This is a genomic window from Allobosea sp. P1_A7, assembly GCF_056406775.1.
In genome coordinates, this window is the sequence record NZ_JBFTZN010000095.1 from 1 (window position 1) to 18868 (window position 18868).

The following is an 18868-nucleotide window of genomic DNA, read 5'->3' on the forward strand; positions in this document are numbered from 1 at the left end:
CGTTCTGACTGCCGTCAGTCTTAAGTCGAATGGACCGCAAGAGCGTTTGAAAAAAGACGCCGCCGAACACGGGTTCGGCGGCGTTTTTCTTATGCCGGAATGGGTCGATCAGCTTTCCGGGCAGGGATTCTCCGTGATCTGCCAGGACATCATGTTGATGACCCGGCCGCATTCGGCGAGCCGCCGCCCCTGCGTCGTCTTGATGCAGGCGGTCAGCCCTTCCGCAATCTTCCGTCCGTCGCTCCAGCAGAAGCAGAGCGGCTCGGGCGCCTGCGCGAGCCGCGGTGGATCGAGGGCGACAGCCGGTTCACCCGCTCTCGGTGCAGTGAACGGGGCAAGTGTGAGCAGCGTGGCAAGGGCGAGGCAGCGCAGCGCGTGCGATGCTTTCTGGCGCGGCCTCCGTGACATCCGGATCATGGCACACTCCTTCGCCGGCCCGCGCACGGGCGATTGGGCGAATGAGCCAGTTTAGCACGGCTCCGGGCCCCGCATGAAACATTGATTATTATTTTGGCTCACGCGCTTCGCCGCCCCGACCTTGCGCAAGGGCAGGGCGCGCGCCATATTTCGCGGCAGCGGGCCCAACGGGGGCTCCGGGAGGAACCATGTCACTGATTTCACTTGCTCGGCGTGGCCGGGTCGTCGCCGTGGTCGCTGGTGCGCTTTTGCTCGTTCCCGTGCTGGCCGAGGCTCGTCCTGGTGGCGGCAAGGGTTTCGGCAGCCGCGGCACGCGTACCAATTCGGCTCCGGCCCCGACGAATACAGCGCCGACGGGCGCACAGCCTTTCCAGCGTAGCGCTGCTCCGACGCCGTCTCCGTCGATGGCGGGTCCGGCCGCTGGCGCGGCGGGTGCTGCCGCACAGGCGGCGCGTCCGTCCATGGCACGTAACCTGATGATGGGCGTCGGCGCCGGCCTGCTCGGCGCTGGCCTGTTCGGCATGCTTTCGGGCTCGGGTTTCTTCAGCGGCCTGGCTTCGCTGGCCGGCATCTTCGGCTTCCTGTTGCAGATCGCGCTGATCGGCGGCCTGATCTTCCTCGCGATGCGCTTCTTCCGGCGCCGGTCCGAGCCGCAGCTCGCCACCGCTGGCGGACCGATGTCGCGTGAGGCCGCCCAGCCTCAGCCGAATCCGCGCATGTCTGCGATGGGCGGCCTCGGTGGCGGCGCGCCGCGCGCGGCGTCCAAGCCGGTCGAGATCACGCTCGCGGGCGAGGATTTCAGCAGCTTCGAGCGGCTGCTCGGCGAAGTGAACACGGCCTATTCGAACGAGAACCAGCAGGTTCTCCGCGAGAAGCTGACGCCCGAAATGGCCGGCTATTTCGCTGATGACATTGCCGAGAACGCCGCCAAGGGGCTGGTTGACCGGGTCTCCGACGTCAAGCTGCTGCAGGGCGATCTCTCGGAAGCCTGGCGCGAGGACGATTTCGAGTTCGCAACCGTTGCGATGCGCTTCAGCCTGATCAACGCGCTGACCGAGCGCGCCACCGGTCGCATCGTCGAGGGCAACGCGACCGTCCCGCAGGAGGTCACGGAACACTGGACCTTCGTGCGCTCGCGCGGCGGTGACTGGAAGCTCTCGGGCATCCAGCAGGCTGCCTGACGCGACAGGCATCATAGCAGGGATCGACGGCCGGGGAGCTTCCCCGGCCGTTTTCGTTTCGGCGCTGTGCGGGCCGGTCTGTTGCCTTGTTCGAGCATCTGCCTGGGGAGCGCCTCTGCCCGGGGACGAAGGCAGAGTGGTTTCGCGTAATGCGGTGATGCTCTATAGCCGCTGCGTCACCATCCCCGACTGGTCAGGAGCTTCCCCTCATGAGCGACATGCGTCTCGTCGTTGTCGGCGCCGCCGGGCGCATGGGGCGAATGCTGATCAAGGCGATTACGGAGGCCGAGGGCTGCACCGTTTCGGCCGCGATCGAGCGTTCGGGCTCCGCTGCGCTGGGGCAGGATGCCGGCATTCTGGCGGGCTTGCCTGCATTGGGCGTGCCGGTGACCGACGATGCGCTGCCGGCCTTCGTTGAAGCTGAGGGCGTGCTGGATTTCACGGCGCCTGAGGCCACGGTCGCCTTTGCGGCCCTCGCCGCGCAGGCCCGCATCGTCCACGTCGTCGGGACCACGGGTATGGAGTCGGTCCATCTCGCCAAGCTCGAGGCGGCTGCGCGCCATGCTGCGATCATCCGCTCCGGCAATATGAGCCTGGGCGTGAACCTGCTGGCCGCCCTGGTCCGCAAGGTTTCTGCCACGCTGGGTACGGACTGGGATATCGAGATCGTCGAGATGCATCACCGGATGAAGGTCGATGCGCCATCGGGCACGGCGGTGCTGCTCGGCGAGGCCGCGGCACAGGGGCGGGATGTCTCGCTCGCTGAGACCCGCGTCGCCTCGCGCGATGGCCATACCGGCGTCCGCCCGCCCGGCGCGATCGGGTTTGCGGCGCTGCGCGGCGGCACCGTCGTTGGCGATCACAAGGTCATCTTCGCTGGTGCGGGCGAGCGGCTGGAACTGGCGCATGTGGCCGAGGACCGTGGCCTGTTTGCGCAAGGCGCGGTCAAGGCGGCGCTCTGGGGCAGGGGGCGCAAGCCCGGCCTCTACTCGATGGCTGACGTCCTCGGCCTCGATACCCTGTGACGGCGCGCCCGTGACCAGGCTTGCCGTCGCTCCCGGCGTATTTCATTGGCCGGGCTATCTTTCACCCCAGATGCAGTCGGCGCTGCTGGCCGAACTGCGCGAGGTTGCCCGGCAGGCGCCATTCTTCTCACCGCGGATGCCGAAGACCGGCAAGCCGTTCTCCGTGCGAATGACCAATTGCGGCTCGCTGGGATGGGTGTCGGATCTGGCCGGCTATCGTTACCAGGCCCAGCATCCCGAGACCGGCGCGCCCTGGCCGCCGATGCCGGCCGTGCTGCTCGATGCCTGGCGTGCGCTTGCCGGCTACCCGCATCCTCCCGAGGCCTGCCTGGTCAATTTCTACGAGGCGAGCGCGAAGATGGGCCTGCACCAGGATCGTGACGAGCTGGAGTTCGACGCGCCGGTCCTGTCGCTGTCGCTCGGCGACACGGCGGTCTTCAGGATCGGCGGCACGGAACGCGGCGGCAAGACCCTCTCGCTGAAACTTGCCTCGGGCGATGCATTGCTTTTCGGTGGCGAGGCGCGCCTCGCCTATCACGGGATCGACAGGATACTGGCGGGCTCGTCAGCCCTGCTGCCGCAGGGGGGGCGGATCAATCTGACCTTGCGGCGCGTGACGAAGCCAGGAGGCTGATCGGGGTGAGGCTGATCGGGGTGAGGCTGATCAGGGTGAGGCTGATCAGGCAGAACCTGAGCCAGGCAGATTCGGAAACGACCAGCCGAGCAGGATCGAGCCGGCGCGCAAGCCAAATCCGGCTGCTATGCCGCCGAGCATTACCAGGAGCGGGCTGACGCCGAGACCGGACAGGAACGCCGTCATGGTTGCACCAGTCGCCGCCGCCGTAACGTAGAAATCCCGGCTCCACAGCACCATTGGCCTGTCGCCGGCGAGGATGTCGCGCAGGATGCCGCCGAAGGAGGCGGTCACCGCTCCCAGCGCCACCGCCGAGAGGACCGGGACGCCGGCCATCAGCGCCTTCTGCGTGCCGACGACCGCGAAAAGCGCAAGYCCCGCGGCATCGGCCCAGACGAGCATGYGCTTGCCCATCCAGCCATCAAGCGTGCCGGGGCGAAAATAGGCCGTTGCCCAGGCCGCAAGCGCGACGATCGTGCAGACGATCACGTCCGACGGCGCCTGCACCCAGCCGACGCCGCGGTCGAGCACGAGATCGCGCAAGGTGCCGCCGCCGACGCCAGTGACGGTCGCAAGCAGGATGAACCCGAACGGATCCATCCCCTTGCGGACCGCGACCAGCGCTCCCGTCAATGCGAAGACGGCAACGCCGGCAACCTCCAGCACGGTTCAGTGGCCTGTATTGGTGTCGCCGCCGGCCTCGGCCGAAGGCGCCTTCGGAGCGCCGGCGGAGACGCCGACCAAGGCCGGCCGCAACACGCGCTCGCCGATCTTGTAGCCGGTCTGCACGACCTTCGAGACAAGGCCCTTGGCGATGCCGGCGTCGGGCGCCTCGAACATTGCCTGGTGCAGATGTGGGTCGAACTTCTCGCCATGGGGGTCGATGCGGCGCACGCCATGGCGTTCCAGGGTCTTCAGCAGTTCGCGTTCGGTGAGCTCGACACCTTCGACCAACGCCTTCAGGGCCGCTTCGCCCTCGGTGCGAGCGGTCTCCGGCAGGCTCTCAAGCGCGCGGCGCAGATTGTCGGCCGAACCGAGCAGGTCTCGCGCAAAGCTCGTCACAGCATAGGCCTTGGCGTCGGCAATCTCTCGCTCGGTGCGCCGACGCAGGTTCTCCATGTCGGCCAGGGTGCGCAGCAGCTTGTCCTTGAGGTCGTTGCGCTCGGCTTCGACCTGCCCGAGCTGGGCTTCGAGCCCGGACTCGAGCGGGGCCGGCTCGTTTGCCTCTTGGGCGGCCATCTGGGCGGCCATGTCCGGCTTCGGTTCGTCGGTCGCAGGGTTCCGCGTCATCGCCTCATCCAATTCAAATCATGGGGCTGGTCGTCACTCGGGAGCGCGACAGCGTTCGAGGCCGATATCGGCCTTGTGGTCCGCGAAATCAAGCACGGGCGGGCACGCGCGTCTTTCCGCCCTGCGCCTTCTCGTGGTCAAAAGCGAAAACCTCCAGCAGTGCCTTGCGGATGCTGAGCTGCCGCGCCGTGCCGGTGATCTTGGCGTTGGTCAGGTCGGTCACGTAGAAAACGTCGACGGCCTTCTCGCCGAACGTGGCGATGTGGGCCGAGGCAATATTGAGGTTGAGCTTTCCGATCGCGGTGGTGAGATCGTAGAGCAGGCCCGGGCGGTCAAGGCCGGAAACCTCGAGGACAGTGTGCCGGGTCGAGAGCACGTTGTCGATGATCACCTCCGGCGCGACCTGGAAAGTGGCGCCACGCGGCGGCGGCGCGCGGCGCTGCGCCACCAGATCGGCGATCTTGATCTCGCCCTTCAGCGCCCGTTCGATCGCGGCGGCGATGCGGCCGGCCCGGCGTAGCTCATCGTCATCGCGCTCGAACGCACGCGAGATGAAGATGGTATCGAGCACGAGGCCGTCGGTGGTCGTGAAGATCTGGGCATCGACGATGTTGCCGCCGGCCGCGGCGCAGGCGCCGGTGACGATGGCGAGCAGGCGCGGATGGTCGGGCGCCAGAATGGTCAGCTCCGTGATGCCGCGGAACTGGTCTGTCTCGACCAGAGTTGCCGTGGTGCGCCCTTCCGCCTCGGCCCCGCGCAGGAAGCGCGCCTGCTTCTCCTGACGCGGCAGGTCGACCTTGATCCAGTAGGGCGGGTAATGGCGCGCGAGATAGGCCTCGCGTTCCTCCTCGTCCCAGTCGGCCAGCGCCGCCCTCAGCGCATCCTGTTTCTGTTCGACGCGCGCGCGGCGCTCGATGCCGGAATGACCGCCGGCTAGCACGATTTCGGTCTCATAATAGAGCGTGCGCAGGAGTTGGCCCTTCCAGCCGTTCCAGACGCCGGGCCCGACCGCCTTGATATCGGCAACCGTCAGGATGAGGAGGAGCTTCAGCCTTTCGAGGGTCTGCACGGTGGCCGCGAAGCTCTCGATCGTCTTGGGGTCGCCGAGGTCGCGGCTCTGGGCGACGGTCGACATGTCGAGATGGTGCTGGACCAGCCAGGCGACGGTCTCGGTCTGCGCCTCGCTGAGCCCGAAGCGTGGGCAAAGCTTGCGCGCGATCCGGCTGCCGGCTTCCGAATGATCTTCCGGCTTGCCCTTGGCGATATCGTGCAGAAACAGCGCGACATAGAGCGCCCGGCGATTTGTGATGGTCGGGAAGATCGAGTTCGAGAGCGGATGCTCCGCCTCGAGCGCACCGGCCTCGATTTCGGAGAGAACGCCGATCGACCGGATCAGATGCTCGTCGACGGTGTAGTGGTGATACATGTTGAACTGCATCATCGCGACGACGCGCCCGAATTCGGGCACGAAGCGGCCGAGCAGCCCCGACTCGTTCATGCGGCGCAGCACCGCCTCCGGCGCGCGCCGCGACGTCAGGATATCGAGAAAGATCCGGTTCGCTTCGCGGTCGTTGCGCAAATGCGGCGTGACCAGTTTGAGGGATTGCGTCACCAGGCGGCTTGCATCGGGATGAATGGCGACGTCGTTTCGGCTGGCGATCTCATAGAGCCTGAGCAGGTTGATCGGATCGCGCTTGAAGGCGTCGCCGTCGACGACGTTGAGCCGCTGGCTCTTCAGCGTGAAGTCGGGATGGCCGAGCGCACGCACCTGCCGCCGCTTGGTGAAGGTGCCGAGCAGGCTCGACAGGCTCGCCCGCGGCTTCTGCTGGCGCGCCTCGAGGGCGGCGCAGACGATCGCGGTCAGGTCGCCGACATCCTTCGCCACCAGGAAATAGGCCTTCATGAAGCGCTCGACCGGGGCCTGGCCGCTGCGGCCGGCATAGCCGATCGCCGTCGCTACCTGCCGCTGCAGGTCGAAGGAAAGGCGCTCCTCTGCCCGGCCTGTGATGAAATGCATCCAGCAGCGCACCCGCCAGAGGAACTCCTCCGAGCGCTGGAACATCAGCAGTTCCTTGCGGTCGAACAGCCCGGCGGTGACCWGTTCATCGGCGTCATGGACGCGGTAGGCGTATTTGGCGATCCAGAACAATGTGTTGAGGTCGCGCAGGCCGCCCTTGCCGTCCTTGACGTTGGGCTCGACGAGATAGCGCGATGATCCCGCGCGGCGCACGCGTGCTTCGCGTTCGGCAAGCTTGGCTTCGGTGAAGGCGGGCGCCGAGCCTTCGACCACCTCGGCGTCGAAGCGGTGCACCATCTCGTCGAAGAGCGCCCGGTCGCCGGTGAGGAAGCGGGCCTCGAGCAAGGCGGTGCGGATCGTCATGTCGGCGCGCGCTTCGCGGATGCAGTCGTCGACCGAGCGCACGGAATGGCCGACCTTCAGCTTCAGGTCCCAGAGGGGATAGAGCATCGCTTCGACCACGCTCTCGCCCCAGGCCGTCTGCTTGTGCGGGAACAGGAAGAGCAGGTCGACATCCGATCCTGGCGCCAGTGTACCGCGGCCATAGCCGCCGACGGCGACGACCGCGATGCGCTCGGAGGAGGACGGGTTTACGGCGGGGTAGAAGTGCTCGCTCGCCGCCACATGCAGGCAGCCGACGATGCCGTCCATCATCGCCGACAGGCGCTGGGCACAGGCGAGGCCATTGCGCTCCTCGCTCAGGATTTCCTTGGCGGAGGCGTGACCTTCCTCGAGTGTATGGCGCAGGCAGGCGACCAGTTCCTGCCGCAGATCGGCGGCCGATGCCTTGCGCATCTTGCCCGCCAGCCGGGCAACGGCGGCGGCAGGGTTCGCCAGCACCTCCGCGAGGGCAAAGTAAGGGGTATCGGCGCTGATCGACACGGACGGCATGACCTTCGGATATCGCGCAGGACGGCTTCGAACCAAGCCGCTCGTAACATGGTGACGGGATTCCCAGAAACCAGAAATTACACGCAACAGAACGTGTATTATATCATTTAACAGTCTATCTGAGTTTGTTTGACAAACAGAACGATCGGACCTAGAAAGAGGACACGCGCCGATTTGAGCCACCAGCTTGCGGGCGCGAAACAAGTGCAGCTAAAGCGTGGGGTAGGATAGGCTCGACCTCTCCCGATCCCTTCGCGTCACCGAAATGGGGATCGACAATGAACGTCATCAAGGCAGTCAGCCGCCGTCTTGTACTCGCCGGGCTTGCCATGGCCGGTGCAGGTCTGGGCGCTCTCAGCGCCAATGCCCAGGCGCCGAAGGAAATCCGCATCGATTACGCCACCTACAACCCCGTCAGCCTGGTGCTGAAGGAGCGTGGCACGCTGGAGAAGGCACTCGCTTCCGAGGGCATCACGGTGCGCTGGGTGCAATCCGCCGGATCGAACAAGGCGCTCGAATTCCTCAATGCCGGCTCGATCGATTTCGGTTCGACGGCCGGCGCTGCCGCCTTGATCGGCAAGATCAATGGCAACCCGATCAAGTCGATCTATGTCTATTCGCGGCCTGAATGGACGGCGCTGGTTACCGGGGCCAAGAGCGAGATCACGAGGGTTGCCGATCTCAAGGGCAAGCGCGTCGCCGTCACCCGCGGCACCGATCCGCATATCTTCCTGGTACGGGCACTCGCTGAGGCCAAGCTGACCGAGAAGGACGTCAAGCTCGTGCTGCTTCAGCATGCCGATGGCCGCCTCGCGCTTGAGCGCGGCGATGTCGACGCCTGGGCCGGGCTCGACCCCCTGATGGCTGCAGCCGAGGTCGAGAGCGGTGCAAAGCTGTTCCACCGGAAGGCCGAGGACAACACCTGGGGCATCCTGAATGTCCGCGAGGCCTTCGCCAACGAGCATCCGGCGCTGGTCCGCAAGGTACTGGCCGCCTACGAGGAGGCCCGTGCCTATGCGTTGGCCAACCCGGCCGAGCTGAAGAAGGTGCTCGTCGACTATACCAAGCTCTCCGACGCGGTCATCGAGCGCCAGCTTACCCGCACCGAACTGACCCATTCCGCGATCGGGCAGGCCCAGGCCGACACCATCCTTGCTGCTGGTCTCGCACTCAAGGAGGCGGGCGTCCTGCCGGCGACGACCGACGTCAAGGCGGTGGTCGACAGCCTGCTCGACCGTCGCTTCGCTGCCGCCAATAACTGAGCCCGGACGAGCAGACACAAGCCGGAACGATGAGCACGCTGGGACTCGATACGGTTGCCGAGGGTAGGGGGCGTCCGGATGTCTTCCGGAAACCCCGCGGCCTCGGTTTGGCCGGCCTGCTGCTGCCGCTTCTTCTGGCTGCTCTCTGGGAGTTCCTGGTCGGTGCCGGCTTGGCCAATGGTCGTCTGATGCCGCCGCCGAGCGTGGTCGGCAAGACGCTCTGGCAACTCGCCGTCTCGGGCGAACTCCTGACCCATGCGTCGGCCACGCTCTGGCGTGTTGCCGCCGGCTTCGGGCTGGGAGCGGCTGTCGGCACGCTGCTCGGCGCGCTGACGGGGGCCCTGCCTCTGGCGCGCAGCGTGCTCGATCCGACCTTGCAGGCTCTGCGAGCGATTCCCTCGATTGCCTGGGTGCCGCTCTTCATCCTCTGGTTCGGCATCTTCGAAGCGTCGAAAATCGCGCTGATTGCCGTTGGCGTGTTCTTCCCCGTCTATCTCGGCGTGGCGGCGGCGATCCTCTCGATCGATCGCAAGATCATCGAGGTTGGGCGCGTCTTCCGGCTCGGCCGCTTCGCCATGGTGCGGMGGGTGCTGCTGCCGGCGATCCTGCCCGCCTGGTTCACCGCGCTGCGCTCGGGCCTCGGCCTTGGTTTCATGTTCGTGGTTGCGGCCGAGATCATGGGAGCGAGCGAGGGCCTTGGTTATCTGCTCGTGGACGGCCAGCAGCTTGGCCGTCCCGACACCATCATCGCGGCCATCATCGCCTTCGCCGTGCTCGGCAAACTGGCGGATGGCCTGCTTCTCGCCATCACGCGGCCCTTCCTCGCCTGGCAGGATCTGGGTCGCGACAAGCTCTGAAAGGCATCCTCGATGCTGAGCTTCGACAGCCTCTCCAAAACCTATGCTGACGGCACACAGGCACTGTCTGCTGTCACCACCACCGTGGCCGCCGGCGAGATCCTCGCGCTTGTCGGCGGCTCCGGTTGCGGCAAGACCACCTTGCTGCGGCTCGTCGCCGGGCTGGACCAACCAAGCGCCGGCCGCGTCAGCCTCGACGGCGAGGCGATCCTGGCGCCACGCGCCGATGTCGGCGTGATCTTTCAGGAGCCGCGCCTCTTCCCCTGGCTCAGTGTCTCCGAGAATGTCTCCTTCGGCCTGTCGCATCTGACGCCCTTCGCACGCGAGGGACTGGTCGCGAATGCGCTCGTGCGTGTCGGGCTCCCCGGCTACGAGAAGCGCTGGCCGCGCGAACTGTCCGGCGGGCAGCAGCAGCGCGTCGCCATCGCGCGCGCCCTGGTGACTCGGCCAAAGCTGCTTCTGATGGACGAGCCTTTCTCGGCGCTCGACGCCACGACGCGGGCAAGCCTGCACGGCCATCTGCTGGCGCTCTGGGAGGAGAGCCGGCCGACCGTAGTCATGGTCACCCATGATGTCGAGGAGGCGGTGACATTGGCCGATCGCATCATCGTCATGCAGCCCAACCCTGGCCGCATCTTCGATGAATTCGACAATCCTCTCGCCCGTCCGCGCGACAGGCTCTCGCCAGCCTTCGAGGCGAGCAAGCGCGAGGTCCTGCGCACTCTCGATCGCTCCCTCGCGAACGGAGAGCCGCATCAGCACAAGGCCGCCGAGACCGCAGGCATGTGGTGGTGAGGCGCGAGACGCCCATGCCGGGTTGGGGCTGGCCCCGCGTCGGCGACAGGCTTATCACGGCGGCACATCGCCGCTCGTCTGAAGAAGGTTGAGACCCATGGACGTCACCGCGCTTCGCGCCCTCCAGGCTCCGCTCAAGGACAAATACCGCGAGGCGCCCGACGCCGCGGTTATCACGCTGAAGGCCCGTGGCGAACTCGACGACCAGCATATCGCCTGCAAGGTCGAGACCGGCCGCGCGATCGCCCTGGCCGGGCTGCACCCGGCGACCGGCGGAACCGGTGCCGAGCTCTGCTCCGGCGACATGCTGCTTGAGGCGCTGGTCGCCTGCGCCGGCGTGACGCTGAAGGCGGTCGCGACCGCCCTTGAAATCGAACTGAAGAAGGGAACGGTCAGGGCCGAGGGCGATCTCGATTTCCGCGGCACGCTCGGCGTCGTCAAGGATGCGCCCGTCGGCTTCAAGGCGATCCGCCTGTCCTTCGATGTCGAGAGCGACGCCCCACAGGACAAGCTCGACACTCTGCTCAAGCTGACCGAGCGCTACTGCGTCGTCTTCCAGACGCTGAACGTCAAGCCGGAGCTTTCGGCCGTGCTCAACCGCGGCTGATCACTCGGCGGCCTTCAGCTCCAGCCCCTTGGCGAAGGGTAGCGACGGCTCGCTCTTCGCCGGCTCATCGAATTCGAGCGCACCGATCTTGTCGCCGCGGCTGGTGATCTTGCCGGCCGAGGTGCGGATGCCGGCGACATCCTCCTGCGCCTGGCGGAAATGCTGGTCGAGCTTCTCGGCCCGCTCGCCGAGCCGGCGGACATCGGTCAGCAGCCTGCCGACCTCGGTCTGGATGACGCGAGCCTCCTCGCGCATGCGGGCATCGCGAATGAGCGACTGCATCAGCTGGATCGCCAGGGCGAGCAGGGACGGCGACACGACCATGATGCGGGCGCGATGGGCCTTCTGGATCACGTCGTCGAAATGCTCGTGCAGGTCGGCATAGATCGATTCCGACGGCACGAAGAGCAGGGCCATGTCCTGTGTCTCGCCGGGCACGAAATAGCGCTCGGCGATATCCTTGACGTGCTGGCCGACATCGCCGCGCACGCGCACGCCCGCTGCCTTCTTTGCCTCCTCGCCACGCGCTTCGCGCAGCATGGTGAAGCTCTCCAGCGGGAATTTGGCGTCGATGACGAGGCCGCGCCCGTCTCCTGGCAGGGTGACGAGGCAGTCCGGCCGGTTCCGGTTCGAGAGCGTCGGCTGGAACGAGAAGAAGGCGGCGGGCAGCCCGTCGCGGATGATCGCCTCCATCCGGCCCTGGCCATAGGCGCCACGTGCCTGCTTGTTGGAGAGCACGTCCTTGAGGGTCACCACTTCGCTGGTCAGGTCGGTCAGGTTCTTCTGGGCAGCGTCGATGACCGCAAGCCGTTCCTGCAGCTTGCCGAGGCTCTCCGTGGTCTGCTTGACGTTCTGCTCGAGCCCGGAGCCGACCTGCTGGCGCAGACCATCCATCCGCTCGGCGACGAGGCGGGCAAGGTCGGCCTGCCGCGTCGAGAGAATCTCGGCCATCGTCTGCATCCGGCCCGTCATCTCGGCTTGCATGCGGTTCATCTCGGCGACCTTGTCGTCCATCTCGCGGGCGCGTTCGGCAGCGATGACGGCCTCGATMGCTCGCCCGCGCGAACTGCGCCAGAGCGACAACGCGACGAGCACAAGCAGAAACAGGCTGCTACCGGCGAAGGCAAGCGCGGCCTGGCTCCAGCTGACCGGCCGCTCGAGCAGCGTGAAGGCAATTCCGTTCATGACGGCAGATTAGCCGATTCGCGTGCGCATGCCGAACGAAAGCGGAACGGTTTGACCACCCGCCAACAAGTGCTTATGTCCGCGGCGTCAGCAAGAAAAACCGGTTCGAGCGCCCTATGGCTATTCGCCCTCTCGTCATCCTGCCCGATTCAGTCCTGCGCCAGGTCTCGAAACCTGTCGAGGCCGTCACGCCCGAGATCAAGGCGCTCGCCGCCGACATGCTCGAGACCATGTATGACGCACCCGGCATCGGCCTGGCCGCGATCCAGATCGGCGTGCCGCTGCGCCTGCTGACGATCGACCTCGCCAAGCCGGAGGAGGAGAAGGCGCCGATGACCTTCATCAATCCGGAAATCACCTGGTCTTCCAAGGAGCTGAACATCCATGAGGAAGGCTGCCTTTCGATCCCCGAATATTACGAGGAGGTCGAGCGTCCGGCGCGGGTGAAGGTTCGCTATCTCGATCTCGACGGCAAGGTGCAGGACATCGAGGCGGACGGCCTGCTCGCCACCTGCCTCCAGCACGAGATCGACCATCTCAATGGCGTGCTCTTCATCGATCACCTGTCGCGGCTGAAGCGCGAGCGTGTCACCAAGCGTTTCGCCAAGGCGGCGCGTCGCGACAGCGCGGCCTGAATGATCCGTATCGATCAGAATGCGGCGCTGTTCGCATGAGTTTGCGCGTCATCTTCATGGGCACGCCGGATTTCGCCGTGCCGACCCTGACCGAGATCATCGGCCAGGGCCACGAGGTTGTGAGTTGCTACACCCGCGCCCCGGCGCAGGCCGGTCGTGGTCTCGATCTGAAGCCGTCCCCGGTGCATCGCGCCGCCGAGCGCTTCGGCATTCCGGTGTTCACGCCGAAGACGTTGAAGACCGACGAAGCTGCCGAGGTGATCGCCTCGCATCAGGCCGACGTCGCGGTCGTCGTCGCCTATGGCATGATCCTGCCGCAGGCGATCCTTGATCTGCCGGAACTGGGCTGCCTCAACCTGCACGCGTCGCTTCTCCCGCGCTGGCGCGGCGCTGCCCCGATCCAGCGGGCCATCATGGCGGGCGATGCCGAGAGTGGCATCTGCGTCATGAAGATGGAGGCGGGGCTGGATACCGGCCCGGTCGGCATGGTCGAGAAGCTTGCGATCGGCCCCGATATGACGGCCGGCGAACTGCATGATCGGCTGGCTTCGCTTGGCGCCGACCTGATGGTGCGCGCCCTGGCTGCGCTCGGGCGTGGCGGGCTGCAGTTCACTCCACAACCCGTCGAGGGGGTGACCTACGCTGCCAAGATCGCCAATGCCGAGGCGAAGCTGGACTGGGCGCGTCCAGCGCAGCAGGTCCATGACCTCGTGCGCGGGCTCTCGCCCTTTCCAGGCGCCTTTGCCGAGGTCGATCTCGGAAAGGGGCCGGAGAGGCTCAAGATCCTGCGTACGGCGCTGGCTGGCGGCGCTGCCGAGCCGGGCACGCTGCTGGACGGTGAGGGCACGATCGCCTGCGCCGAGGGCGCAGTGAGGTTGCTTCAGGTTCAGCGCGCCGGCCGTGCGCCCATGAGCGGGAGCGAATTCCTGCGCGGCGCGCGGCTCGATCCCGGCCATCGGATCTAGGGCGCCCGCATGATGTCGCCCAAAGTTCGGTTCCCAGTTTTCGGCATCATATTCTGATGCCCCGCTACAAGCTCGTCATCGAGTATGATGGAACGCCGTTCTCCGGCTGGCAGCGTCAGCTCAACGGTCCGTCGRTTCAACAGAGCGTCGAGGAAGCGGTCGAGGCCTTTTGTGGTCATGCCGTCCGCCTGCACTGCGCCGGGCGCACCGATGCCGGCGTCCATGCGACGCATCAGGTCGCCCATGTCGTTCTGGACAAGGAGTGGCGCACCGATGTCGTGCGTGACGCGAGCAATGCCCGCCTGAAGCATCTGCCGGTCGCGGTTCTGAGCGCCGAGGCTGTGTCCGACGAATTCGATGCGCGCATCTCGGCTAGGCGCCGCTATTACATCTACCGCATGCTCGACCGACGCGCACCGCCGGCGCTCGATCGGGACCGACTCTGGCATGTCCCCTTCAGACTTGATCATGAAGCCATGGACCGCGCTGCCAAGGCGCTCGTCGGTCACCACGATTTCACGACATTTCGGGCCGCCGAATGTCAGGCGAACGGGCCTGTTCGGACGCTCGACCGGCTCGATGTGACGCGGGAGGGTTCGGAGATCGTGATTTACGCCCATGCCCGCTCCTTCCTGCATCATCAGGTCCGCTCGATGGTCGGCTGTCTGAAGATGGTGGGAGCGGGGCGCTGGCCTGAAAACAAGGTTGGCAAGGTGCTGGCCGCGCGCGACCGCTCGCAATGCGCGGCGCTTGCTCCATCCTGCGGGCTCTATCTCGCCGGCGTCGATTACTGAGCCGGGCTCAGATGCCCGCCAGGCCGAAGACGCGGATGATCGAATAGTCGGCCATCACGCTCGCCAGCAGGATTGCGAGCGCGACATGGCCTTGCGCGCCGAAGGCGGCACGCGCCACGCAATAGCGAAGGCGCAGCACGATGACCGCGAAGGCGATCGCCTGCATCGTCGCGATGGCGGGGTTCGACCAGCCGATTGCAAAGACAGTGGCGGGTACCGCCATCAGGCTGGCCGAGACGATGCCGGCCCAGTTCCAGGCGATGACGAAACTGGTCAGCCGCGGCGAATGGGCGAGGTTCGGGGCGAGGCCTATCAGCAGCGCCGGTACTGCGATGATCGCCAGGCACTGGGCGCCCAGCACGCGGGCAATGAGGGCGGGGGAATCGAACATGTTCCCGGCGTTGGACAGCCCGGCAATCTGCCGTTCGGCCGCCAGGATCGCGACCAGCGCTGGCACGGTGAGCACGAGCGCGGCAAAGGAGCGCCAGAACCCGTCGCGGCTGAGATCGAGTTCCTTCAGCGCCTCGGCGCCGTCGGTCATCAGGCGCCATGAACCGCGTAGCGAGCGCAGCACGTCATCGGCAGCAAGAGCCATGGCCGGGTACTCCGGATACGTGGCATTAGACTTTCGTCTAATGCAGTAAACGGCGTATCCGGTTTGGGGTCAAGCGCCTTGTTGCGTTGCAGCAAAGTAGCTTTCGAGCAGGCGGTGCGTGATCCGTTCCAGGCAGAGCAGGTCGGAGACCGCGACCCGTTCGTCGATCTGATGCATTGTCTGGCCGACCACGCCGAACTCGACGACCGGGCAATAGCTCTTGATGAAGCGGGCATCGGAGGTGCCGCCCGTCGTCGAGAGTGCCGGGCGCGTGCCGGTCTCGGCTTCGACCGCATCGGCGACCAGCGCGACGAACGGCCCCGGCTCGGTCAGGAAAGCGACCGCATTCGTCGGCTGAACTTCGAGCTCGTAGCGCACCTGGTTGCCGGCAGCGTCCCGCAGCCGCCGGTCGAGCTCGGCGGCGAGGCTCTCTGGCGTCCAGATATCGTTGAACCGGATGTTGAAGACAGCCTTTGCCTGGGCTGGAACGACATTCGTCGCGGGATTGCCGACATCCAGAGTGGTCACCTCGAGATTGCTCGGATCGAAATAGGCCGTTCCGGTATCGAGTGGCGTCGCATCGAGCGCTGCCAGCAGGCGCACCATGCCGCGGATCGGATTGTCTGCGAGGTGCGGATAGCCGACATGGCCCTGCTTGCCGTGAACGACCAGCCGGCCGGTCAGCGAGCCGCGGCGGCCGATCTTGATCATGTCGCTCATCGTCGCCGGGTTGGTCGGCTCGCCGAGCAGGCAATGGTCGAAGCGTTCGCCGCGTGCCTTCGCCCAATCCAGCAGCTTGACGGTGCCGTTGACGGCAACCGATTCCTCGTCCCCCGTGACGAGAAAGGCGATCGAGCCCGGCGCATCCGGATAATCGCGGCGGAAGCGCAGCGCAGCCGAGATCATCGAGGCGAGCCCGCCCTTCATGTCGCAGGCACCGCGTCCATGCAGGACACCGTCTTCGACCTGGCCGGAGAACGGGTCGCGCGACCATTGCGCGAGGTCGCCCGGGGGAACGACATCGGTATGGCCGGCTATGACCAGAACGGGCCCCTCGGTGCCGATCCGGGCATAGAGGTTTTCGACATCCGGCGTGTCGGGCTCGCTGAATACCGGCCGATCGACCGAGTACCCAGCCGCGCTCAGAACGGTGTCGAGCAGAGCAAGTGCTCCCCCCTCAACTGGTGTCACGGAGGGGCATCGCACGAGCGCCTGCGTCAGGGCGACGGGATCGAGCGGGTCGAAGGGAAGTGGAGGAGGGAGCGGCTTCATTCCGTCGGTTTAGCACCAGCTTCTGTCTCTGCAACGGACTCGGGCGCAATGCAGCCCGGCAGCAAACCGAGATCGATCAGCGCAACGAGCCAGAGCAGCAGGGAGAAGGTGCCGAGTGTTTTGGCCGCTGCTGCTTCGAGATGGCCGGGGCCAAGTCCGGACAGTACGATCGCGATGACCAGCGTCGGCCCGTAATACCATGGCCGTCCGCGGTCCCGGCCGCGCTTGGCGGCAAGCGCCGACCAGGGAAACAGGGCGAAAGCCCCGGCAAAGGCCGTGATCTGGAGGCCATGCTCCGCGCCAAGGCGAGCGCTGCCGATGTCGGCAAGGACGAGCGCGAGAGCAACCAGGGCCGTGCCCGACCAGAAGGCAGGGCGTCCGATGCGCCCCTCGAAGCCGGTCAGGAGGGTGAGAAGCGGCAAGGCGATGATTCCGTTTCGCAGACTGTCTCACGCCGGCCCTCAGCCCTGAAGCTCAGGGTGAAGAATGCGTTAACGCCATGGCCCCGCGGCAATCCCGGCGCGCAGAAAAGGCTTGAACGTGGGCTCGGCGCCCGCTAGCTGCGGCAGGGGCCTTGTCCCGCGTGTTTTGGCCCAGTGAGGTTCTTGTCATGACCATCCGTCTGCATCGCGGTGATCTGCCGGATGATTTCCTGCCGGGCTCCGTCGTTGCGATCGACACCGAGACGCTTGGTCTCAACCCGCATCGCGACCGGCTCTGCGTGGTCCAGCTCTCGCGCGGCGATGGCTCTGCCGATGTGGTCCAGATCCTTCGGGACGGTCCTGCGCCTGCGAACCTGATCCGACTGCTGTCGGACCCTTCCGTGCTGAAGCTGTTCCATTTCGCGCGGTTCGACGTTGCCGTTCTGAAGAACGCCTTCGGCGTCACCACCGGCCCGGTCTACTGCACCAAGATCGCCTCGAAGCTGGTGCGGACTTATACCGACCGGCACGGCCTGAAGGACCTGGTCAGGGAGCTGCTCGGCATCGACTTGTCGAAGCAGCAGCAATCCTCGGATTGGGGCGCCGATACGCTGTCGGAGGCACAATTGGCCTATGCGGCTTCGGACGTGCTGCATCTCCACGCCCTGCGCGAGAAGCTCGAGGCCATGCTGGCGCGCGAGGGGCGCTCGCATCTCGCCGAAGCCTGTTTCAATTTCCTTCCGTTCCGCGCGGAGCTCGATCTTGCCGGCTGGGCCGAGAACGACATCTTCGCTCACGCTTGACAAATTCTAAGTCTTCTTGCGTCAGTCTCCACGCGAACGAAGCGCGTAGGGGCCCGCAGGTCGTTCGCCGGCTGACACGAAAAAGCCGTTAGCGACTGCCATTGCGCGGGGCATGACTGTGGCGATGACAACGGGCGACTGGACCGCCCCCGAATCGAAACGTGCGAGTCGACGTCGCGCTGCGTTCAAGGCAGCGCAGCGGCACACCATGCTCGTCCGCTTCCTCCGCCGCGCGATTCCCGTCGGTGCGGTCGGGGCCGTGCTCGGCCTGATCGTGACGCCGTTCCTGCATCCATTGTCTGGTGTCTCCGGCGTGTCGATCGGTTCCGTCGGCATTTCGGGCGGCAAGGTCAAGATGGAGTCGCCGCGCCTCTCGGGCTATCGCAAGGACAACCGGCCCTACGAGGTGACGGCGCTCGAAGCGCTGCAGGACATTCGCAATCCGACCGAAATCGAGCTGTCGACAATGACAGCCAGGATTCAGATGCAGCAGGAGGGCTGGGTCACGGTCAACGCCCGCACCGGCCTGTTCAACTCCCAGAAGGAGAAGCTGAAACTGGTCGATGACGTGAAGGTCCGTACCGAGTCCGGCTATGATATGCGGATGCGCAGCGCCGATATCGATTTCAAGGCGGGGACCGTCGTATCGCGGGAGCCGGTCAAGGTTCTGCTCGGTTCGACCACCGTCGAGGGCGATACCCTGGACGTGAAGGACAATGGCGCGCTGATCGTCTTCGACGGCCGTGTCCGAGTCGTGATAGAGAATGCACCGGCTCGCGCCTTGGCCGGACCTGAACGCGAAGGCAGCACGCCGGCTCCGGAACTGCTAGGACCGGTCAAGGCGCCTGCCGCGCCGAACCGGGAACCGGCAGCGGTCGACGGTAGTTCTCCGGGCAATGCCCCTGCAACTGGGACGAGACAGTGATATGCGGTCCGCATTCGAAGCTGCATCAGTGAATCCTGCGATGTCGAAGGGCTGGCAGCCGGTATGGCTGCTTGCGGCAGCGCTGAGTCTTTCATGCGTTGCCGAGGCGGTCGCCCAGACCCCGCAGCCACGCTCCGATGCCTCCAAGGTTGCGCAGGCGACACCGCCTGCGGCTGGAAAGGCCAAGCCGGCCCGCGGCGGCGGGGGTGCGAATTCGCCTCTTGGCGGTCTTGGTGGCGACAGCAAGGAGCCGATCAAGATCGATGCTGACAAGCTCGATGTGCTCGACAAGGAAA

Annotated in this window: 20 protein-coding genes and 1 pseudogene; 14 read left to right on the forward strand and 7 right to left on the reverse strand. The window is 66.0% G+C overall.

The annotated features are described in order from the left end of the window. The 4 genes from AC1D34_RS17955 to AC1D34_RS17970 all read left to right on the forward strand — a co-directional run. Nucleotides 1–472 (forward strand): hypothetical protein (locus AC1D34_RS17955; RefSeq protein WP_476824913.1); only part of this gene is annotated, 472 nt, incomplete at its 5' end. A 133-nt stretch (nucleotides 473–605) separates the two neighbouring features. Next, complete coding sequence (locus AC1D34_RS17960) at nucleotides 606–1598, forward strand: Tim44 domain-containing protein (protein ID WP_441490225.1); 993 nt, start codon at nucleotides 606–608, stop codon at nucleotides 1596–1598. 218 nt (nucleotides 1599–1816) lie between these two features. Then, a complete protein-coding gene (gene dapB, locus AC1D34_RS17965; protein ID WP_441490496.1) occupies nucleotides 1817–2623 on the forward strand; it encodes a 4-hydroxy-tetrahydrodipicolinate reductase in 807 nt (268 codons plus the stop codon). 10 nt (nucleotides 2624–2633) lie between these two features. Then, on the forward strand, nucleotides 2634–3257 hold the full coding sequence (locus AC1D34_RS17970) for an alpha-ketoglutarate-dependent dioxygenase AlkB family protein (RefSeq protein WP_476824914.1): 624 nt from the start codon (nucleotides 2634–2636) through the stop codon (nucleotides 3255–3257). Between the two features lie 45 nt (nucleotides 3258–3302). On the opposite strand, the gene AC1D34_RS17975 is transcribed toward AC1D34_RS17970, so the two are convergent. From AC1D34_RS17975 to AC1D34_RS17985, 3 genes are all read right to left on the reverse strand, one after another. Continuing rightward, nucleotides 3303–3923 carry a trimeric intracellular cation channel family protein gene (locus tag AC1D34_RS17975; protein WP_476824915.1) on the reverse strand — a complete coding sequence of 207 codons (621 nt, stop codon included), beginning with the start codon at nucleotides 3921–3923 and terminating at the stop codon, nucleotides 3303–3305. Nucleotides 3924–3926: 3 nt separating this feature from the next. After that, complete coding sequence (gene grpE / locus AC1D34_RS17980; RefSeq protein ID WP_441490222.1) at nucleotides 3927–4547, reverse strand: nucleotide exchange factor GrpE; 621 nt, start codon at nucleotides 4545–4547, stop codon at nucleotides 3927–3929. Nucleotides 4548–4635: 88 nt separating this feature from the next. After that, nucleotides 4636–7455 (reverse strand): [protein-PII] uridylyltransferase, encoded by a 2820-nt coding sequence (locus AC1D34_RS17985; RefSeq protein ID WP_476824921.1) that lies wholly within the window; start codon nucleotides 7453–7455, stop codon nucleotides 4636–4638. Between the two features lie 287 nt (nucleotides 7456–7742). Between AC1D34_RS17985 and AC1D34_RS17990 the strand changes: the two genes are divergently transcribed. The 4 genes from AC1D34_RS17990 (at nucleotide 7743) to AC1D34_RS18005 (ending at nucleotide 10976) form a co-directional block, all read left to right on the forward strand. After that, nucleotides 7743–8717 (forward strand): aliphatic sulfonate ABC transporter substrate-binding protein, encoded by a 975-nt coding sequence (locus AC1D34_RS17990; RefSeq protein WP_441507302.1) that lies wholly within the window; start codon nucleotides 7743–7745, stop codon nucleotides 8715–8717. 29 nt (nucleotides 8718–8746) lie between these two features. Beyond that, nucleotides 8747–9574, forward strand: coding sequence for an ABC transporter permease (locus AC1D34_RS17995; protein ID WP_441490220.1), 828 nt, complete (start codon nucleotides 8747–8749; stop codon nucleotides 9572–9574). Nucleotides 9575–9586: 12 nt separating this feature from the next. Beyond that, nucleotides 9587–10369, forward strand: a complete 783-nt coding sequence (locus AC1D34_RS18000) for an ABC transporter ATP-binding protein (protein WP_476824916.1) — start codon at nucleotides 9587–9589, stop codon at nucleotides 10367–10369. Nucleotides 10370–10466: 97 nt separating this feature from the next. Continuing rightward, the gene (locus tag AC1D34_RS18005) at nucleotides 10467–10976 is read left to right on the forward strand and encodes an OsmC family protein (protein ID WP_069877739.1); all 510 of its coding nucleotides are present in this window, start codon (nucleotides 10467–10469) and stop codon (nucleotides 10974–10976) included. Here AC1D34_RS18005 and AC1D34_RS18010 read toward each other — a convergent pair whose 3' ends face one another. Next, nucleotides 10977–12161 carry a DNA recombination protein RmuC gene (locus tag AC1D34_RS18010; protein ID WP_476824917.1) on the reverse strand — a complete coding sequence of 395 codons (1185 nt, stop codon included), beginning with the start codon at nucleotides 12159–12161 and terminating at the stop codon, nucleotides 10977–10979. A 116-nt stretch (nucleotides 12162–12277) separates the two neighbouring features. Here AC1D34_RS18010 and AC1D34_RS18015 point away from each other — a divergent pair, with 116 nt between their 5' ends. Genes AC1D34_RS18015 through truA form a run of 3 tightly spaced genes read left to right on the forward strand, consistent with a single transcriptional unit; the run spans nucleotide 12278 to nucleotide 14555 of the window. Continuing rightward, nucleotides 12278–12796 carry a peptide deformylase gene (locus AC1D34_RS18015; RefSeq protein WP_441490217.1) on the forward strand — a complete coding sequence of 173 codons (519 nt, stop codon included), beginning with the start codon at nucleotides 12278–12280 and terminating at the stop codon, nucleotides 12794–12796. A 35-nt stretch (nucleotides 12797–12831) separates the two neighbouring features. Next, the gene (gene fmt / locus AC1D34_RS18020; RefSeq protein WP_441490216.1) at nucleotides 12832–13761 is read left to right on the forward strand and encodes a methionyl-tRNA formyltransferase; all 930 of its coding nucleotides are present in this window, start codon (nucleotides 12832–12834) and stop codon (nucleotides 13759–13761) included. Between the two features lie 56 nt (nucleotides 13762–13817). Beyond that, on the forward strand, nucleotides 13818–14555 hold the full coding sequence (gene truA / locus AC1D34_RS18025; RefSeq protein WP_476824918.1) for a tRNA pseudouridine(38-40) synthase TruA: 738 nt from the start codon (nucleotides 13818–13820) through the stop codon (nucleotides 14553–14555). Nucleotides 14556–14562: 7 nt separating this feature from the next. Here truA and AC1D34_RS18030 read toward each other — a convergent pair whose 3' ends face one another. From AC1D34_RS18030 to AC1D34_RS18040, 3 genes are all read right to left on the reverse strand, one after another. Next, nucleotides 14563–15150 carry a hypothetical protein gene (locus AC1D34_RS18030; RefSeq protein ID WP_441490214.1) on the reverse strand — a complete coding sequence of 196 codons (588 nt, stop codon included), beginning with the start codon at nucleotides 15148–15150 and terminating at the stop codon, nucleotides 14563–14565. Between the two features lie 69 nt (nucleotides 15151–15219). Further along, nucleotides 15220–16422, reverse strand: a complete 1203-nt coding sequence (gene dapE, locus AC1D34_RS18035; protein WP_441490213.1) for a succinyl-diaminopimelate desuccinylase — start codon at nucleotides 16420–16422, stop codon at nucleotides 15220–15222. Beyond that, nucleotides 16419–16844: a DUF805 domain-containing protein gene (locus AC1D34_RS18040; RefSeq protein ID WP_441490212.1), complete on the reverse strand. Its 426-nt coding sequence runs from the start codon at nucleotides 16842–16844 to the stop codon at nucleotides 16419–16421. The genes dapE and AC1D34_RS18040 overlap by 4 nt, the downstream gene beginning before the upstream one ends. Nucleotides 16845–17032: 188 nt before the next feature. Between AC1D34_RS18040 and AC1D34_RS18045 the strand changes: the two genes are divergently transcribed. The 3 genes and pseudogenes from AC1D34_RS18045 to AC1D34_RS18055 form a co-directional block, all read left to right on the forward strand. Continuing rightward, a complete protein-coding gene (locus AC1D34_RS18045; protein WP_476824919.1) occupies nucleotides 17033–17647 on the forward strand; it encodes a ribonuclease D in 615 nt (204 codons plus the stop codon). 208 nt (nucleotides 17648–17855) lie between these two features. Next, on the forward strand, nucleotides 17856–18572 hold the full coding sequence (gene lptC / locus AC1D34_RS18050) for an LPS export ABC transporter periplasmic protein LptC (protein WP_476824920.1): 717 nt from the start codon (nucleotides 17856–17858) through the stop codon (nucleotides 18570–18572). Nucleotides 18573–18612: 40 nt separating this feature from the next. Beyond that, nucleotides 18613–18868: pseudogene (locus tag AC1D34_RS18055) on the forward strand (hypothetical protein); the annotation flags it as partial.

Excerpts from the sequence above, each read along its gene's own strand:
- AC1D34_RS18015 (WP_441490217.1), top strand. The coding sequence starts at position 12,278 with ATGGCTATTCGCCCTCTCGTCATCCTGCCCGATTCAGTCCTGCGCCAG.
- lptC (WP_476824920.1), top strand. The coding sequence starts at position 17,856 with ATGCTCGTCCGCTTCCTCCGCCGCGCGATTCCCGTCGGTGCGGTCGGG.
- AC1D34_RS18000 (WP_476824916.1), top strand. The coding sequence starts at position 9,587 with ATGCTGAGCTTCGACAGCCTCTCCAAAACCTATGCTGACGGCACACAG.
- AC1D34_RS17960 (WP_441490225.1), top strand. The coding sequence starts at position 606 with ATGTCACTGATTTCACTTGCTCGGCGTGGCCGGGTCGTCGCCGTGGTC.
- dapB (WP_441490496.1), top strand. The coding sequence starts at position 1,817 with ATGCGTCTCGTCGTTGTCGGCGCCGCCGGGCGCATGGGGCGAATGCTG.
- AC1D34_RS18030 (WP_441490214.1), bottom strand. The coding sequence starts at position 15,150 with ATGGCTCTTGCTGCCGATGACGTGCTGCGCTCGCTACGCGGTTCATGG.
- AC1D34_RS18045 (WP_476824919.1), top strand. The coding sequence starts at position 17,033 with ATGACCATCCGTCTGCATCGCGGTGATCTGCCGGATGATTTCCTGCCG.
- fmt (WP_441490216.1), top strand. The coding sequence starts at position 12,832 with ATGAGTTTGCGCGTCATCTTCATGGGCACGCCGGATTTCGCCGTGCCG.
- dapE (WP_441490213.1), bottom strand. The coding sequence starts at position 16,422 with ATGAAGCCGCTCCCTCCTCCACTTCCCTTCGACCCGCTCGATCCCGTC.
- AC1D34_RS18005 (WP_069877739.1), top strand. The coding sequence starts at position 10,467 with ATGGACGTCACCGCGCTTCGCGCCCTCCAGGCTCCGCTCAAGGACAAA.
- grpE (WP_441490222.1), bottom strand. The coding sequence starts at position 4,547 with ATGACGCGGAACCCTGCGACCGACGAACCGAAGCCGGACATGGCCGCC.